The sequence below is a fragment of the Faecalibacterium prausnitzii genome, from assembly GCF_003324185.1.
In the GTDB taxonomy this organism is placed as follows: Bacteria; Bacillota; Clostridia; order Oscillospirales; family Ruminococcaceae; genus Faecalibacterium; species Faecalibacterium prausnitzii.
Window position 1 is genome coordinate 75,529 of the sequence record NZ_PXUP01000010.1, and the last position, 16,674, is coordinate 92,202.

At 59.7% G+C, this 16,674-nt stretch carries 15 protein-coding genes; 6 read left to right on the forward strand and 9 right to left on the reverse strand.

Translation table 11 applies throughout. From position 1 onward, the window contains the following. Positions 1 to 14: 14 nt before the first annotated feature. Entirely contained in the window at positions 15 to 965 is a 951-nt protein-coding gene (locus C7J97_RS08405; RefSeq protein ID WP_113992641.1) for a tRNA dihydrouridine synthase, read from the reverse strand. 332 nt (positions 966 to 1,297) lie between these two features. Beyond that, a complete protein-coding gene (gene cysK, locus C7J97_RS08410) occupies positions 1,298 to 2,230 on the reverse strand; it encodes a cysteine synthase A (protein ID WP_005922795.1) in 933 nt (310 codons plus the stop codon). A gap of 236 nt (positions 2,231 to 2,466) precedes the next feature. Here cysK and C7J97_RS08415 point away from each other — a divergent pair, with 236 nt between their 5' ends. The 3 genes from C7J97_RS08415 (at position 2,467) to C7J97_RS08425 (ending at position 4,167) form a co-directional block, all read left to right on the forward strand. Next, complete coding sequence (locus C7J97_RS08415; protein WP_113992640.1) at positions 2,467 to 2,898, forward strand: RrF2 family transcriptional regulator; 432 nt, start codon at positions 2,467 to 2,469, stop codon at positions 2,896 to 2,898. Positions 2,899 to 3,125: 227 nt separating this feature from the next. Next, positions 3,126 to 3,467: a CidA/LrgA family protein gene (locus C7J97_RS08420; protein ID WP_275539369.1), complete on the forward strand. Its 342-nt coding sequence runs from the start codon at positions 3,126 to 3,128 to the stop codon at positions 3,465 to 3,467. Next, a complete protein-coding gene (locus C7J97_RS08425; protein WP_113992639.1) occupies positions 3,460 to 4,167 on the forward strand; it encodes an LrgB family protein in 708 nt (235 codons plus the stop codon). Before C7J97_RS08420 ends, C7J97_RS08425 begins: the two co-directional genes overlap by 8 nt. Before the next feature lie 167 nt (positions 4,168 to 4,334). Here C7J97_RS08425 and C7J97_RS08430 read toward each other — a convergent pair whose 3' ends face one another. Then, a complete protein-coding gene (locus C7J97_RS08430; RefSeq protein ID WP_113992638.1) occupies positions 4,335 to 4,592 on the reverse strand; it encodes a heavy-metal-associated domain-containing protein in 258 nt (85 codons plus the stop codon). Positions 4,593 to 4,729: 137 nt separating this feature from the next. After that, positions 4,730 to 5,587, reverse strand: a complete 858-nt coding sequence (locus C7J97_RS08435) for an AraC family transcriptional regulator (protein ID WP_113992637.1) — start codon at positions 5,585 to 5,587, stop codon at positions 4,730 to 4,732. Positions 5,588 to 5,717: 130 nt separating this feature from the next. Between C7J97_RS08435 and C7J97_RS08440 the strand changes: the two genes are divergently transcribed. Further along, a complete protein-coding gene (locus tag C7J97_RS08440) occupies positions 5,718 to 7,979 on the forward strand; it encodes a glycogen/starch/alpha-glucan phosphorylase (RefSeq protein WP_113992636.1) in 2,262 nt (753 codons plus the stop codon). Between the two features lie 154 nt (positions 7,980 to 8,133). On the opposite strand, the gene tatC is transcribed toward C7J97_RS08440, so the two are convergent. The 5 genes from tatC to C7J97_RS08465 form a co-directional block, all read right to left on the reverse strand. Then, complete coding sequence (gene tatC / locus C7J97_RS08445; protein WP_005922805.1) at positions 8,134 to 8,931, reverse strand: twin-arginine translocase subunit TatC; 798 nt, start codon at positions 8,929 to 8,931, stop codon at positions 8,134 to 8,136. 2 nt (positions 8,932 to 8,933) lie between these two features. Then, the gene (tatA, locus tag C7J97_RS08450) at positions 8,934 to 9,131 is read right to left on the reverse strand and encodes a twin-arginine translocase TatA/TatE family subunit (protein WP_015537270.1); all 198 of its coding nucleotides are present in this window, start codon (positions 9,129 to 9,131) and stop codon (positions 8,934 to 8,936) included. A gap of 101 nt (positions 9,132 to 9,232) precedes the next feature. Continuing rightward, a complete protein-coding gene (locus C7J97_RS08455; protein ID WP_113992635.1) occupies positions 9,233 to 9,754 on the reverse strand; it encodes a twin-arginine translocase TatA/TatE family subunit in 522 nt (173 codons plus the stop codon). Between the two features lie 258 nt (positions 9,755 to 10,012). Next, the gene (locus C7J97_RS08460; protein WP_113992634.1) at positions 10,013 to 11,788 is read right to left on the reverse strand and encodes an ABC transporter ATP-binding protein; all 1,776 of its coding nucleotides are present in this window, start codon (positions 11,786 to 11,788) and stop codon (positions 10,013 to 10,015) included. Beyond that, complete coding sequence (locus C7J97_RS08465) at positions 11,785 to 13,524, reverse strand: ABC transporter ATP-binding protein (RefSeq protein WP_316543968.1); 1,740 nt, start codon at positions 13,522 to 13,524, stop codon at positions 11,785 to 11,787. The genes C7J97_RS08460 and C7J97_RS08465 overlap by 4 nt, the downstream gene beginning before the upstream one ends. A gap of 147 nt (positions 13,525 to 13,671) precedes the next feature. Between C7J97_RS08465 and C7J97_RS08470 the strand changes: the two genes are divergently transcribed. Both C7J97_RS08470 and dnaK read left to right on the forward strand, forming a co-directional pair. Then, positions 13,672 to 14,769, forward strand: a complete 1,098-nt coding sequence (locus C7J97_RS08470) for an SseB family protein (protein ID WP_113992633.1) — start codon at positions 13,672 to 13,674, stop codon at positions 14,767 to 14,769. Positions 14,770 to 14,851: 82 nt separating this feature from the next. Further along, positions 14,852 to 16,669, forward strand: coding sequence for a molecular chaperone DnaK (gene dnaK, locus C7J97_RS08475; protein ID WP_005922816.1), 1,818 nt, complete (start codon positions 14,852 to 14,854; stop codon positions 16,667 to 16,669). The last annotated feature ends 5 nt before the right edge of the window (positions 16,670 to 16,674 follow it).

Genomic DNA, 16,674 nt, shown 5'->3' on the forward strand with positions numbered 1-16,674 from the left:
TTTGTGTGACCATTTTAATCGTTTTCCACCAGCGGCAGGGTGAAGATCTGGTTCACCACCACCTCGTACTCCCACGGCTCCCGCAGCTTTTTCAGCTGCTTTTCCAGCTTTTCCGCCCCGGCAAAGCAGTGGATGAGGTAGAACCAATGCCCCTTCATCCGGCTGATGGCGCAGCCTGCGCTGCCAAACAGTTCGGTGTAGCCGTGGTACAGGTCGGTCAGGTAGCCCCGCAGCTCCTCCTTGGCGGCGGGTGCACCGCCACGCGCCCTGCGGAAGAGTGCAGGGTCTGCGATGAGCCCGCGCCCTACCATGATGCCGGACAGGGCGGGAAACTCCTCTTCCAGCGCGTGAAGCTGGGCGGCGGTGGTCACATCGCCGTTGTAGCACACCGGCATGGTGCACCGGGGCAGCGCAGTCGCAAAGGCGGCGCGGTCGGCCTGCCCGCGGTACTGCTGCCGCATCACCCGGGGATGGATGGTCAGCTCCGAGATAGGGTAGCGGTTATAAATTTCCAGAATGGCGGCAAACTCCTCCGGTTTCTCCACGCCCAGCCGGGTCTTGACCGAAACAGGCCCCTCGGCGTGGGAGAACACCCCGTCCAGAAAGGCGTCCACCTTGGCCGGGTCCCGCAGCATCCCGGAGCCCTTGCCCTTGGCAGTTACCGTCCCGGCGGGGCAGCCCAGATTCAGGTTCACCTCGGTATAGCCCAGCGCCCGCAGCTGACCGATCATCCATGCAGCCAGCTCGCCGTCCTTCGCCAGCAATTGCGGGATGACCGGCGCACCGGGGTTTGCCGCCGGGGCAAGCTCTGCCATCTTCTTTTTAATGAGCACCCGGTTCTCCGGCGGGGAGATAAACGGCGCATAATAGCGGTCGGCAGCGCCTTGTGCGCCGAACCATTTCTGATGGGTCTGCCGCCAGACCCGGTCTGTAAACCCCTCCATGGGGGCAGCATAATAAAGCATGGGCGTTTCTCCAAACGTTTTTGTTACTGGTATTGTAGCATAAAATTGCGTGAGGGGAAAGGGGAGGAATTACCCCGTAAGCGTCCTCGCCCTCTCCGTCACGGCTTGCGCCGTGCCACCTCTCCCAAAGGGAGAGGCTCTGGCGTAACCGCAAACTCTGCACTTTAACCGGAAACTTTTCCGCCATGCCAAGGGCTCTCCCTTTGGGAGAGCTGGCGCGTAAGCGCCTGAGAGGGCGAGCCCGCTACCCGACGCGCATTCAAATCGTCCTGTTCCCAAACAAAAACTCCCGCCCTGCGGGGTGCAGAGCGGGAGAGGAGAGTTTTTTGAGATTATTCCGCAAACAGCGGGGTGGACAGGTAGCGGTCGCCGGTATCGGGCAGCAGAACAACGATGTTCTTGCCGGCGTTTTCCGGGCGCTTTGCCAGCTGGATAGCAGCCCAGACGGCAGCACCGGAGGAGATGCCCACCAGCACGCCTTCCTTGTGACCGATCAGACGGCCGGTGGCAAAGGCGTCGTCGTTCTCCACGGCGATGATCTCGTCATAGACGGTGGTGTCCAGTACGTCCGGCACAAAGCCGGCGCCGATGCCCTGAATTTTGTGTGCACCGGCAGTGCCCTTGCTCAGCACGGGGGAGGAAGCGGGCTCTACGGCCACCACCTTGACATCGGGGTTCTTGCTCTTGAGGTACTTGCCAACGCCGGTCACGGTGCCGCCGGTGCCAACGCCTGCCACAAAGATATCCACCTTACCATCGGTATCCTCCCAGATCTCGGGGCCGGTGGTCTCGATGTGTGCCTGCGGGTTGGCAGGGTTCACGAACTGGCCGGGGATAAAGGAATTGGGAATCTCCTTTGCCAGCTCATCGGCCTTGGCAATGGCACCCTTCATGCCCTTGGCACCCTCGCTCAGCACCAGCTCTGCACCGTAGGCCTTCATCAGCTGACGGCGCTCCACGCTCATGGTTTCGGGCATCACGATGATGATGCGGTAGCCCTTGGCAGCTGCCACGGCAGCCAGACCGATGCCGGTGTTGCCGGAGGTGGGCTCAATGATGACGGAGCCTTCCTTCAGCAGACCCTTGGCCTCGGCGTCGTCGATCATCTTTTTGGCAATGCGGTCCTTCACAGAACCGGCGGGGTTGAAGTACTCCAGCTTGGCGATAACGTGGGCGGGCAGCTGCTCTTCCTTTTCAATATGGCTGAGCTCCAGCAGCGGGGTGTGACCGATCAACTGATCTGCGGCGGTATAGATCTTGCTCATAATACTTGTCCCTCTTTCTGATATCGTTACGGGGTGTGTAGCCCTGTCTTGTGCCGGGGTGCCCGGCTGTGATTCCCTCTAAACCTTTTAACCAACATTGTTTGTGGGTTTGATGGCATTATAGCCCTGTTTTCCATGCTTGTCAAGGGGTTTTTTGAAAAAAGTGGGATTGAAAAGTGACTTACCCTGTTGTATAATGGGTTATAATAAAATTTAACCGGAAGGAAGTACGGATCATGATCGTTTCGACCAAAGGACGCTATGCGCTGCGGGTGATGATCGACCTCGCGGAGCATCAGTCTGAAAAATATGTTCCCTTAAAGGAAGTAGCAACTCGGCAGGAGATCTCGGAAAAGTATCTGGAGAACATCCTCAAGGTACTGGTGCAAAACGGCTTTCTGGAGGGGCTGCGCGGCAAGGGCGGCGGCTACCGGCTGACCCGCAGCCCGGATCAGTACACCGTAAGCGAGATCCTGATGCTCACCGAGGGCAGTCTTGCCCCGGTAAGCTGCCTGACCCCCGGGGCTTCTGCCTGCGCCCGGATGGCCAACTGCCGCACCTACGAGATGTGGAAGGGGCTCAACGATTTGATCTCGGACTACTTCGGCAAGATCACGCTGGCAGACCTTGCCCTGCCGGATCAGGCTGGCAACGATTATGTGATCTGAACCTTGCGCACCGGAACTGCACCGGTGCGTTTTTTTGTACAGTTCTGCGCAAAAGGTGCAGAACTTCTTGGCAAGATTTACGGTTGATGGAGCGGGCAGTCCGCGGTATACTTTTACTTTGTGTGAGACAAAAAATTCCGGGCGAAAAGCCCGTTGTCTGTTCGTTATAAGACCATAAGACCAGAAAGGGGAGTTCTGACACGAAGTATATTTTTCAGTTCGGGCGCATTCTCGCGTTTTGTTTTCTGGGCGAGGTGCTGCACGCGGTACTGCCGCTGCCGGTGCCTGCCAGTGTGTACGGTCTGGTGCTGCTGCTGGCAGCCCTGACCACCGGGTTTGTAAAGCTGGAGCAGGTCAAGGAGACCGGCACCTACCTGACCGGTATTTTTCCGCTGCTGTTCGTGCCCGCCGCTGCGGGCATTATGGAACTGTGGGCAGAGATGGGACAGCTGCTGCTGCCCATCCTGATCGCCATTCTGCCGGTGACGGTGCTGGTAATGGCGGCGGCAGGCCGCACCACGCAGGCGCTGACCGCCCGCAATAAAAAAGAGGAGGCCGACCATGACTGAGCTGCTGAACGACTTTCTGACCGGCTCTGTGGCATGGGGCGTGCTGCTTACGCTGGCAGCCTTTGGGCTGGGTGTGCTCATCAACCGGGTGACCGGCAAGGCCATCTTTAACCCGCTGCTGCTGGGCAGTATTTTTGTCATCATTTTTCTGTCGGTGTGCAATATCCCCTATGGGGACTACAAGACCAGCGCCGCGCCGGTAAGCTACCTGCTGCTGCCCGCTACGGTGGCGCTGGCTATCCCGCTGTATGAAAAGCTGGACCTGCTCAAAAAGAACGCGCCCGCCATCATCGCGGGCATCTCGGTGGGCACGCTGGTCAGTCTGGGCAGCGCCTTTGCACTGGCGTTGGCAATGGACCTGACCCAGGAGCAGTACGCTACTCTGCTGCCGAAGTCGGTGACCACCGCCATCAGCATGGACGTGGCAGCTGAGCTGGGCGGCATTGCCGCCCTGACCGGTGCCATCGTCATCGTGACCGGCATCGTGGGTGCACTGCTGGCCGAGACCGTGTGCAAGCTGTTCCACATCACCGACCCCATCGCCAAGGGCGTGGGCATCGGCACGGCAGCCCATGCCGTGGGCACCAGCAAGGCGCTGCAGATGGGTGATGTGGAAGGTGCCATGAGCGGCCTTTCCATTGCCGTAGCCGGTGTGCTGACCGCCGTGCTCTGCCCGGTGTTCGTGGGCTTTGTCCACTAAAGCCGAGTGCAAATCTAAAGATACAAGAAACACCCCCGGCAACCGCAACGGCTGCCGGGGGTGTTTCTCTGTGGGTGGAAAACAAAAAAGAGGTGAAAAGAAGAATGGTTGGTAGAGATCAGTATTGCACCTTATTTTTGTCGATAAGGCTGAACACGGGGGACATATCACTTTTTGAAAAAGGAGAACAGCCCCTTCTTTTCATACGGTGCGCTGTGGATGGTGCCCACATGGTACCCGGTGGCTTCGATGGCGGCGCGGAGCGCGTTTTCGTCCAGCGGCTCCTTGGAAAGGATCACGGTCTTGCCCTTGGCGTGAGAGGACGAGACCTTATCCACAGGGAACGCATTGCGCACGGTATCGTTGATATGGGCTTCGCACATGGAACACGCCATGCCGTCTACTTCTACGGTCGTCTGGATCATTTTTATACCTTCTTTCAGGAATATCTTATAAAATAATAGTTTGAATTGACTAACTTTTCACTCCGGGAAAAGCCGCCCGAAAGCGGCTCTTCTGCCCAAATAATACGCCATACAGCCGCAGCTGTCAAGCGCTTTGCTTATTTTTTCCGGTAGTCCCGGGGGGTCATGCCGAAATGCGCCTTGAACGCCCGGTTAAAATAGGATAGATTCTCAAACCCGCACCGGGAGGCGATGGTCAGCACGGTCTCATCGGTGGTTCGCAGCGTCTCGGCGGCGGTGTTCAGCCGGTACTCGTTCAGAAAGGCAATAAAGCTCTGCCCGGTCATCTGCCGGAACCAGCGCATAAAATGGCTGGCGCTGAAGGAGCAGACCCCGGCGGCATCGGCTACCCGGAGCGGCTCGGCATAATGGGCGGAGAGCCATTGCAGCACGGTTTTCAGCCGCTGGGTGTCGGCAGTTTCGGTGGAGAGACACTGCCTGCCCTGCGCAATGAGCAGGGCAAGAAAGCGCAGCAGCGCCCCTTTTACCAGCAGCTCATAGCCGGGGCGCTTGGCGCGGTTGGCATCCTCCAGCTCCCGCAGGCAGGCGGCGGCCTGCAGATAGCACAAATCGTTCGGGGTCAGACGCACCGGCAGCGACAGCCGCCCGCTTTGCAGCGGCAGCAGATATTTCTCGGCGCAAAGGTCCTCCGCACCGCCCAGAAGCTCTGGCTCAAAGATGATATTTTCGTATTCCATGCGCTGTCCCTCTGCCTGCCGCAGCGCGTGGAGCGTGCCCGGGGCAAAAATAAAGATATCCCCCCGGTAGGCCGGGTAGGTCACCACGCCCACCTGTACCAGCCCCATGCCCTGCTTAACAAAGACCAGCTCCATGCTCTCGTGCCAGTGGAGTGCCACCTGCTGGAAATCCCCCGGAATGGTGCAGGGGTACAGGTTGAACGGAAAGCGCACCGCACCATGCTGTTTTGTCTCCTGCAAAGAAGCCTGATTTTGCATTGTTCCACCCCCCTGATGATAGGATTGTACCATAGTTTGCACTGTTTAGGCAAGATTTTGAACGTTTTATGTGGTATATCTTGAGGTACAGATGTCAAACCTGTTTTCCGTAGCAAAGGAGGATGCTTTTATGAGCTTTACCGAAACGTTACAGAGTATCACCGGCAAGCTGCTGGCAGACTGCACCGATCAGGAACTGTATCTTGCACTGCTGGAACTTGTGCGGCAGAAGAGCGCCGACCGCGTGCAGCCGGTTACCGGGCGCAAGCTGTACTATATCAGCGCCGAATTCCTTATTGGCAAGCTGCTGTCCAACAACCTCATCAATCTGGGGCTGTACGATGAAGCCCGGTCTGCGCTGGCTGCTGCCGGAAAGCGCCTTTCCGATATTGAAGAGGTAGAGCCGGAGCCCTCTCTGGGCAACGGCGGCTTGGGGCGCCTGGCTGCCTGCTTCCTTGACTCTCTGGCAACGCTGAACCTGCCCGGCGACGGCGTGGGTCTGCGGTACCATTTTGGTCTGTTCCGTCAGTCCTTTGAGGACGGCGTGCAGAACGAAAAGCCCGACCCGTGGCTGACTGCCCACAGCTGGGCGGAAAAGACCGACACCACCTACCCGGTGGAGCTGGCGGGCAAGGAGTACACCGCCCGGCTGTACAAGCTGGCGGTTACCGGCTACGAGGGGCGCACCAACACCCTGAACCTGTTCGATCTGGACACCATCGACGAGAGCATCGTCCATGACGGCATTGCCTTCGACAAGACCGCTATTGATAAGAACCTGACCCTCTTCCTCTACCCGGACGATTCCGACGAGGCGGGCCGCCGTCTGCGGGTGTACCAGCAGTACCTGATGGTTTCTGCCGGTGCACAGCTCATTCTGGCCGAGTGCGCCGCCCGGGGCTGCAACTTCCATGATCTGGCGGACTACGCCGCTATCCAGATCAACGACACCCACCCCAGCATGGTCATCCCGGAGCTGATCCGTCTGCTGGGCGAGCGCGGCATCGAATTTGAAGAGGCCGTGGAGATCGTCACCAAGACCTGCGCCTACACCAACCACACCATTCTGGCCGAAGCACTGGAAAAGTGGCCCCGCGCTTATCTGGATGCCGTGGTGCCGCAGCTGATGCCCATCATTGAAAAGCTGGATGCGCTGGCACGCACCCGCACCGAGGACGAGAGCCTTGCCATCATCGACAAGGACGACCGGGTGCACATGGCACACATGGACATCCACTTTACCCACTCCACCAACGGTGTGGCAACGCTGCATACCGAGATTTTGAAAAATTCCGAGCTGCACGGCTTCTACGAGCTGTACCCGGAGAAGTTCAATAACAAGACCAACGGCATCACCTTCCGCCGCTGGCTGCTGGAATGCGACCCGCGCCTGACCGCCACGCTGGAAAAGCATATCGGTTCCGGCTTCCGCAAGGATGCCGCCGAGCTGGAAAAGCTGCTGGCCTTTGTCGATGACGATGCGGTGCTCAGCGAGCTGACCGCCGTGAAAAAGGCCAACAAGGAAGCGCTTGCCGACTGGCTGCTGCACACCCAGAAGGTGACTGTGAACACCGATGCAGTGTTCGATATCCAGTCCAAGCGCCTGCACGAGTATAAGCGCCAGCAGCTCAACCTGTTGTACCTCATCCACCAGTACTACGAGATCAAGGCAGGGCACCTGCCCGCTGTGCCGCTGGTGAGCATCTTCGGCGCGAAAGCCGCTCCCGCCTACACCATTGCAAAGGACATCATCCATGCGCTGCTGACCCTCTCCAAGGTCATTGCCGCAGACCCGGAGGTGTCCAAGTGGCTGCAGGTGGTGTTCGTGGAAAACTACAACGTCACCGCCGCCGAAAAGCTGATCCCGGCCTGCGACCTGTCTGAGCAGATCAGCCTTGCCTCCAAGGAAGCCTCCGGCACCGGCAACATGAAGTTTATGCTGAACGGCGCGCTGACGCTGGGCACCATGGACGGTGCCAACGTGGAGATCAGCCAGCAGGTGGGCGAGGAGAACATTTATATCTTCGGCCAGACCTCCGATCAGGTCATCCACCGCTACGCCGTGGGCGATTACGACCCCGCCCAGTGGGTGGAGGGCGATGCCAACATCCGCCGCGCCATCAGCTTCCTCACCGGGCCGGAGATGCTGGCCGCCGGCCATGCCGAAAACCTGACCCGCCTGCATGATGAGCTGATCCACAAGGACTGGTTCCAGACCCTGCCGGACTTCAATGCCTACGTTGTGCGCAAGGGACAGGCGCTCAGCGATTACGCCTGCGACCCCACGGGCTGGCGGCGTAAGTGCCTTGTGAACATTGCCAAGGCTGGCATGTTCTCCTCTGACCGCACCATTGCCGAGTACGACCGCGATATCTGGCATCTGGGCAAATAATCGTTTTTGAACCTGCGTTTCTCCTTTATTTTCTCATAGGCTGCTGCACAAAGCTGTGCGGCAGCTTTTTTGTTTCCGTGCCAACAAGAAACGCCGCTGCACGGCTGTGCAGCGGCGTTTGATTCAGTTGATGAAAACCGGAACGGAAGCGGGATCAGTCCTCGCTCTCCTCTTCTTCCTCGTCATCCTCATCCGTATCACGCGGCTTATAGAAGATGCCGCTCAGGAAGATGCTGACGAAATACAGCAGCACCATGGGGAAAGCCACCATGCACTGGGACACGATGTCCGGCGGGGTGACCACAGCGGCGATGAAGAAGATGACCACGATGGCTACGCCGCGCACCTGCTTGAGGATCTGCGGGTTGATGATGCCCATCTTGGAAAGGATGATGGTGATCAGCGGCATCTCGAACACGCAGCCAAAGATGATGAACATGGTCAGGCAGAGGTTGACGTAGCTCTCGATACTGGTGGTGGTCTGGATGTACTCTGCACCCTCGATGCCGGTGCTGAGGAACCGCAGCATGAACGGCATCATGAGCTTATAGGCGAACAGCACGCCCACGCAGAACAGGATCAGACCCAGCAGCATGACCAGCTTGAAAAAGGTGCTCTCGCTCTTTTTCAGACCCGGCTTTGCAAAGGCGTAGATGTTGTAAAAGGCCACAGGCACCGTTACTACCACACCGGCCAGAATGGACACCCGGAAATACTGCATCAGTTTTTCCTGCGGGGCAATGGACACGAACTGGTAATAGTCGCGGCCCATGGCGGTAAGCAGATCGATCAGACGATCTGCATACGCCAGCGAGACCACTACGCCCACCACAAACACCACCGCGCAGATGATGAGCCGGTTCCGCAGTTCTTTCAGATGGCCGGTCAGCGTCATGCTGCCGTCCTCTGCCATGACTTCGGCTTTCTTTTTGCGCTTTTTGTTTGTAGCCACAATTACTCCTCGTCTTCGTCCTTCTTATCAGCCTTCTTTACAGTCTCCTCGGACTGCTCGGCGTCCTCGTCCTCCATGCCCTTCTTGAAGCCGTTGATGGTCTTACCGAACATCTTGCCCAGCTTCGGCAGGTTCTTGGGTCCAAAGATCAGCAGAACGACAACCAGAATGATCAGCAGTTCATTAGTACCAATACGCATAATAAATATCTCCTTTTTCTTGCCGCGCCGCGTGGCGGGCGTATTACAGAATGTATCTGGCAACCGCGGGCGCGGGTGCATCCATCAATAAGTAGGGGCGCTTACACCTTTGCTTCCTCAGCGGGTGCAGCTTCGGCAGCCGCTTCGGCTGCGGCATGGGCTTCCTGCACAGGTTCAGCCACCGGCTCAGCGGCGGGCTGCTCGGGCTTTTCGGCGGGAGCCTCCACAGTTTCAGCCGGGGCTTCGGCGGGCTGCTCGGGCAGTTCCTCCACGGTGTCCTCGGTCAGGTCGGTGACCTCCTCGGTCTCAGCCAGCTTCTTGGCGGCTTCCTCTTTGCTGGTCTTGCCAATGCCGGTAAAGCTCTTGGTCACGTCCCGCATGCTGCTGTCGATATCCTTTTTGATATCGGTCAGGGGGGCAACAGCCTCTTTCAGGGGAGCCTGAATTTCATTCAGCGGCTCCACCACGTTCTTCTGGATCTCTTCAGAAGCAGCGCCGGTGTATTTCTTCAGCTCGCGGAGCATCTTGCCGATCTTCTTTGCGTAGACAGGCAGCTGGTCCGGGCCGATGAACACAAACGCCACGATGACGATGACGATAAGTTCCCAAAAACCAATTTTCATAAGTAACGTTTCCTTTCCTGTACCAAGGGCATTTCCAAGACCCGCTGCACACCACAGCAGTCTGCGCGTTTTTGCCCTTTTTGGCGGGGGTTCGGCGCACTGCGCGCCTTTGTTGCCCTATGTATACCGAAAAGTGGTGTACTGAATGTTAATATATTATTAACATTTTATGAACGAGTGCCCGTTCAGCCTGTTTTAATCAACAAAACGAATTTTCGCTGCTTGTTATTACAGGCTGGATAGGATACAACAGCACTCTCAGGTCTGCACGCCCTCGAACTGGCTGTTGTAGAGCTTGGCGTAGAAGCCGCCCTGTGCCAGCAGCTGGTCGTGGCTGCCCTGCTCCACGATGTGGCCGTCCTTCATGACAAGGATGACGTCTGCTTCCCGGATGGTGGAAAGGCGGTGCGCCACAATAAAGCTGGTGCGTCCCTGCATCATGCGGGCAAAAGCCTTCTGGATGCGTACCTCAGTGCGGGTATCAATAGAAGAGGTGGCTTCGTCCAGAATCAGCATGGGCGGCAGGCAGAGCATCACGCGGGCGATGCAGAGCAGCTGCTTTTGTCCCTGACTGATGTTGCCGCCGTCCTCTGCAATGACGGTATCGTAGCCCTCGGGCAGGCGGCGGATAAAGCTGTGGGCATGGGCGGCCTTGGCGGCGGCGATCACCTCGTCCATGGTGGCGTCCGGCTTGCCGTAGGCAATGTTCTCCCGCACCGTACCGGCACGCAGCCATGTGTCCTGCAGCACCATGCCGTAGCTGCCGCGCAGGGAGGCGCGGGTCACATCTCGGATATCGGTGCCGGACACCTTGATGCTGCCGCTGTTCACATCATAGAACCGCATCAGCAGGTTGATCAGGGTGGTCTTGCCGCAGCCGGTGGGGCCTACGATGGCGATGCGCTGGCCGGGCTGCACATCCAGCGAGAGCCCCTCGATGAGCGGACGGTCGGGCAGATAGCGGAAGGAAACATCCTGTAACTGCACATGGCCGTCCGGCTGCAACGCGGCGGCGTTTTCAGCCTCCGGTACCTGATCCTCGGCGTCCAGCAGTTCAAACACCCGGGCGGCGCAGGCCAGTGCGTTTTGCAGCTCGGTGACAACGCCCGAGATCTCGTTGAAGGGTTTGGTGTACTGGTTGGCGTAGCTCAGAAAAACGCTGAGCTGACCGATGGTGATGCCGCCGCGCACGGCGTACAGCGCACCCACAAGACCCACGCCCGCATACACGATGTTGTTCACAAAGCGGGTGGCGGGGTTGGTCAGGCTGGAGAAGAAGATGGCCTTCAGGCTCACCTCCTGTAATTGTCCGTTCACTTCGTCAAAGGCGGCAAGGCTCTCGGCTTCATGGCCAAAGGCCTGCACCACCTTCTGGCCTTCGATCATCTCGTTGACCAGCGCGGTCTGTTTGCCGCGGACGGTGCTCTGGCTCTGGAAGTAGCCGTAGCTGCGCTTTGCCAGAAAGCCCGCCACCACAAGGCTCAGCGGGGTGATGCACACCACCACCAGCGTGATGGGCACGTTCTCCCGCAGCATGAACAGCAACGTGCCAAAAATGGTCAGGATACCGGAGAACAGCTGAGTAAAGCCCATCAGCAGACCGTCCGCAAAGGTGTCCACATCTGCCACCATGCGGCTGACGATATCGCCGGAGGGGTGGCTGTCCAGATAGGACAGCGGCAGGGTCTGGATCTTACGCAGCGCCTCGTTGCGCAGGTCGCGGCTGACCGAGAAGGTGATGCGGTTGTTGCACACGCTCAAAAGCCACTGGGCAAAGGCAGCCACAGCGGCTACCACCAGAATGCTCACCGCAATGCGCAGCACCCCGGCAAGGTCTACATTGCCCTTGCCCAGCATCTTATCAATGGCATCGCCGCACAGGATGGGGATATACAGCTGGGCGGCTACGCTGACCGCTGCCACCAACAAGCTGCACACCACAAAAGCGCTGTACGGACGTATTTTGTGCAGTACCCGGTTCAGGGTGGCCTTGCGCTGCTGCGGGGTCAGCTTGTTTTTTGCTTTTGCACTCATGCTTCTGCCTCCCCTTTCTTGAACTGGCTCTCGTAGATCTCCTCGTACACCGGGCAGCTGCTGCGCAGTGCGCTGTGGGTGCCGATGCCCACCAGATGACCGTCATCCAGCACCAGAATCTGGTCGGCGTGCTGCAAGCTGGCGGCACGCTGGCTGACGATGAACACGGTCAGCGCCCCGGGCAGCGCCGCCAGTGCCTTGCGCAGGGCGGCGTCGGTGGCGTAGTCCAGCGCACTGGCGCTGTCATCCAAAATCAAAATGTCCGGTTTGCCCACCAGCGCACGGGCGATGGTGAGCCGCTGCTTCTGTCCGCCGGAAAGATTGCGTCCGCCCTGCTCCACCGGCTCGTCCAGCCCAAGGGGCTTTGCACGCACAAAGTCTGCGGCCTGTGCCGTTTCCAGCGCCGCCCACAGGTCGGCATCGGTGGCATCCTTGTTGCCCCACAGCAGATTGGAGCGGATAGTGCCGCCGAAGAGCTGCGCCTTCTGCATGACCACCGCCACCCTGCCGCGCAAGGCGTCCCGGGGGTAGCTGGCCACCGGGCAGCCAAAGATCTCCACGCTGCCCTCGGTGGCATCGTAAAAGCGCGGGATGAGGTTCACCAAGCTGGATTTACCACTGCCGGTGCCGCCGATGACGCCGATGGTCTGGCCCTTTTTGGCGGTAAAGCTGATATCGGTCAGGCTGGGTGCGCCCGCCCCGGCGTAGGTCAGGCCTACATGGTCAAAGCGCACGGCATCGCCGGTCTTGTCCTCAGCCACTTCGCCCAGAAGCTTTGCCGGGAAGGTCATGCCGGGCTTGGTATCCAGCACCACCTGCACACGGCCTGCACAGGCCAGCGCCTTGCTGATCTGCACGATGAGGTTAGCAAGCTTTACCAGCTCCACAAGGATCTGGTTCATGTAGTTTACCAGCGCGATGACATCACCGGAGGCCATGCCGCCTACGTTGATCTCGATGCTGCCCACATACAGCAGCGCTACGATGGCAAGGTTGATGAGCACATAGGTCAGCGGGTTCATCAGCGCCGAAAGGTGGCCGACATGCAGCTGCATCCCGGTCAGCAGGGCGTTGGCGTCCTCAAAGCGGTCGATCTCGCTCTGCTCCTTATCAAAGGCACGCACCACGCGCACGCCGGTCAGGTTCTCGCGGGTCAGGCCAAGCACCCGATCCAGCCGGGTCTGCACGGTCTTGTACAGCGGTCGGGTGATCACCATCACGCCGAACACCACCACGCTGAGCAGCGGGATGGTGACCACAAAGATCATCGCCGCCCGGGCGTTGACCGTAAAGGCCATGACCATAGCGCCCAGCACCACAAAGGGGCTGCGCAGGAACAGGCGCAAAAACAGGTTGAGCCCGCTTTGCACCTGATTGACATCGCTGGTCATGCGGGTGATGAGGGTGCTGGTGCCCAGCGTATCCATCTCTGAAAAGCTCAGTCTCTGGATATGGGCAAACAAGGCGTGCCGCAGCGCGGTGGAATAGCCCACCGCCGCCTTGGCGGAAAAGTACTGCGCGGTCAGGCTGCAGGTAAGGCCGATGAAAGCCAGCAGCAGCAAAAGGCCGCACCGCACCAGAATATAATGCAGGTCATGTGCTGCAATGCCCACATTGACGATATCGGCCATGACCAGCGGCACGAACAGGTCAAAGGTGGCTTCCAGCATCTTAAAGAGCGGTGCAAGCACACTTTCGCGCTCGTAGCCCTTCAGGTAGCCAAGCATCCGGTTCAAAAAAATTCCTCCTTCGGGGTCAAAATACACCTTATTATAACGCGATGTATACTGAAAATCCAGTGCCGCAGCTGTGTTTTGCATTGTACAAGCTGCCAAATCCTGTTATACTAGAGCTGAGATTGATAGGGAAGTATGGTGAACACAATGGCAAGACGAACAGACGGCGGGGTACGCTTCCGCCCGGTGGGCAGCCGCCGCAGCCGCACCGCACCGGTGTACAGCCCGCGCGGCACCGGCTGCCCGGCCATCGAGCAGGCGGTGCAGGGGCTGTACAAGGGGCAGAACGAGGAGAGCTTCTGGGCCCTGATGAGCGCTTTGAACTATGCGCTGGAACTGGAGACCCATGTGCTGGTGCCGCTGCAGACGGCGCTTTCGGCGCAGGGTGCGCCCGCCCCGTGGATGGAGCACCCCATCCCGGCGGAAAAGGCCGACGGCCTTGCCTTGTGGACGCTGCGCAACGATAAAGGGCGCTGCTGGCTGCCGCTGTTCACCTCGGTGGCAGCGGCCGGTGCGGACCGCAGTACCGGCAGCCGCCCCATGGCTGACCGCACCTTGGAGCAGGCCATGCAGCTGGCGCTGGACACCCCGGGCATCGACGGCGTGGTGCTGGACCCGTGGAGCAATTCCGCCTCGCTGGACGGTGCGCTGCTCAACGGTCTGCTGCACGCAGGCCACACCCCGGAGGGTCCCGGCGCAGAGGAGGCCGAAGCCGGTAAAGAAGCTGCCCGCGCCGGACACTGGGCGGCAGCGGCAGAGTGCTACCAGAAAGCCGCCGAGCAGGGCAGTTCTGCCGGGCTATCGCTGCTGGGCGAGTGCCTGTATCAGGGGCGCGGCGTGCCAAAAAGTGCTGCGCAGGCGCGCAAGCTGTGGAAAGCCGCTGCCGAAAGCGGAGAGCCCATCGCCCTTTTGAACCTTGGCGACGACTGCGCCGCCCGGGGCGACAACGGCAAGGCACTGCTGTGGTACCGCCGGGCGCGGCAGAACGCGGCAGCGGTGCCGGATATCGAGTATACGCCCCGGATCTGCCTGCGGCTGGCGCAGTTTGAAACGCGCTACACCTCCCGCAAAAAGGCGCTGGCGCAGGCGGCAGAGGCAAAGCAGGCCTTTACCATTTTGCAGCGGGAGCACGAGCCGGACGCCGACCGCTGGTTACAGGAGGCCGAGCAGCTGCTCTATGCGCTGACCCACGAGCCGCCCACGGCTCCGGCAGCATATAACATAGAATCTTTACAATTGGACTAAAAAATGGTCACAGCCGTCCGGTAAGATAGACTGGAGAAAAATCAGCCCGCAGACACGGCGGACAAGAAACAGAGGAAACAGTATGAGCAAAGTGATCGGCATTGATCTTGGTACGACCAATTCCTGTGTGGCGGTGGTGGAGGGCGGCAAGCCCGTGGTCATCACCAACGCAGAGGGCGAGCGCACCACCCCCAGCGTGGTGGCCTTTACCAAGGACGGCGAGCGTCTGGTGGGCGGCGCGGCCAAGCGCCAGATCGCCACGAATTCCGGGCGCACGATCTCCAGCATCAAGCGGTACATGGGTTCGGACTACCGGGCGCATATTGACGGCAAGGACCTTGCCCCGCAGGAGATCAGCGCCATGATCCTTGCCAAGATCCGCCGGGACGCCGAGAGCTATCTGGGCGAGCCTGTCACCGAAGCCGTCATCACCGTGCCCGCCTATTTTGATGACAGCCAGCGCAAGGCCACGCAGGATGCAGGCCGCATTGCGGGGCTGAACGTGCTGCGCATCATCAACGAGCCCACCGCCGCCGCGGTAGCCTACGGTCTGGACAACGAAGCCGCGCAGAAGATCCTTGTCTACGACCTTGGCGGCGGCACCTTTGACGTGTCCATCATCGAGATCGAGGACGGCACCTTTACGGTGCTGGCCACCGGCGGCGACACCCATCTGGGCGGCGACGACTTTGACCAGCGCATCGTGGAGTACGCGGTGGCAGAGTTCAAAAAGTCTGACCGCATCGACCTGACCCGCGACCCTGCCGCCATGGGACGGCTGAAGGAGGAAGCGGAAAAGGCCAAGAAGGAGCTTTCCAGTGCGCCCTCTGCCCAGCTGAACCTGCCCTTTATCGCGGTGGGCAAGGACGGGCCGCACCACTTGGATATCGCGTTGTCCCGCCCGCAATTCGAGATGATGACCGGCGATCTGCTGTCCCGCACCGTGCCCCCGGTGCAGAACGCCTTGCGGGATGCCGGCATCTCTGCCAGCCAGCTGGGCAAGGTGCTGCTGGTGGGCGGCAGCACCCGGATGCCCGCCGTGGAGCGGCAGGTGCGGGAGCTGCTGGGTAAGGAGCCCAGCCACAGCCTGAACCCGGACGAGTGCGTCGCCATGGGTGCAGCGGTGCAGGGTGCACTGCTGCAGGGCGGCGGCAAGTTGGCGGGTGCCACCGGCGCGGCAGCGCAGGGGCTGGTGCTGATGGACGTGACCCCGCTGACCTTGTCCATCGAGACGCTGGGCGGCGTGGCCACCCCGCTGATCACCCGCAACAGCATGATCCCCACCCGCAAGAGCCAGATCTTTACCACCGCCCGTCCCATGCAGACCAGCGTGGAGATCAACGTTCTGCAGGGTGAGCGCCATTTTGCGCGGGATAACAAGTCTTTGGGTAAGTTCAAGCTGAACGGCATCCGGGCAAGCTTTTCGTCCAAGCCCCAGATCGAGGTCACCTTTGATATCGATGTGAACGGCGTGGTGAAGGTATCTGCAAAAGACCTTGCCACCGGGCGGGAGCAGAACATCACCATCACCGGCAGCACCAACCTTTCCGAAAACGAGATCCAGCGCGCCATGGCAGACGCCGCCGCTTACGAGGCTGAGGACAGCCGCCGCAAGGAGCGCTTGGACCTGCACAATCAGGCCGAGGTGCTGGCCTACAAGGTAGACGAGGCGCTTTCCAAGTGCAAAAAGGAGTTGGACAAGGACGAAAAGGCCCGCGTGAAGGCCGACCTTGCCAACCTGCGCCACTGCCTGCGCAAGGATAAACCCGAAAAGATGAACGAGACCGAGGAAGCCGCCCTGCGGCAGGCCAAGAGCCAGCTGGAAGCCTCGGCCAACCACCTGATGCTGTTGTACTCTGCCGAGCAGACCCCCGGCGATGGAACGGACAGCACACTGTAATATTT

Coding starts and splice junctions, on each gene's coding strand:
- C7J97_RS08440 (WP_113992636.1), top strand. CDS start 5,718: ATGAGCTTTACCGAAACGTTACAGAGTATCACCGGCAAGCTGCTGGCA.
- C7J97_RS08435 (WP_113992637.1), bottom strand. CDS start 5,587: ATGCAAAATCAGGCTTCTTTGCAGGAGACAAAACAGCATGGTGCGGTG.
- C7J97_RS08405 (WP_113992641.1), bottom strand. CDS start 965: ATGCTTTATTATGCTGCCCCCATGGAGGGGTTTACAGACCGGGTCTGG.
- C7J97_RS08470 (WP_113992633.1), top strand. CDS start 13,672: ATGGCAAGACGAACAGACGGCGGGGTACGCTTCCGCCCGGTGGGCAGC.
- dnaK (WP_005922816.1), top strand. CDS start 14,852: ATGAGCAAAGTGATCGGCATTGATCTTGGTACGACCAATTCCTGTGTG.
- tatA (WP_015537270.1), bottom strand. CDS start 9,131: ATGCGTATTGGTACTAATGAACTGCTGATCATTCTGGTTGTCGTTCTG.
- cysK (WP_005922795.1), bottom strand. CDS start 2,230: ATGAGCAAGATCTATACCGCCGCAGATCAGTTGATCGGTCACACCCCG.
- C7J97_RS08430 (WP_113992638.1), bottom strand. CDS start 4,592: ATGATCCAGACGACCGTAGAAGTAGACGGCATGGCGTGTTCCATGTGC.
- C7J97_RS08415 (WP_113992640.1), top strand. CDS start 2,467: ATGATCGTTTCGACCAAAGGACGCTATGCGCTGCGGGTGATGATCGAC.
- C7J97_RS08460 (WP_113992634.1), bottom strand. CDS start 11,788: ATGAGTGCAAAAGCAAAAAACAAGCTGACCCCGCAGCAGCGCAAGGCC.
- C7J97_RS08455 (WP_113992635.1), bottom strand. CDS start 9,754: ATGAAAATTGGTTTTTGGGAACTTATCGTCATCGTCATCGTGGCGTTT.
- C7J97_RS08425 (WP_113992639.1), top strand. CDS start 3,460: ATGACTGAGCTGCTGAACGACTTTCTGACCGGCTCTGTGGCATGGGGC.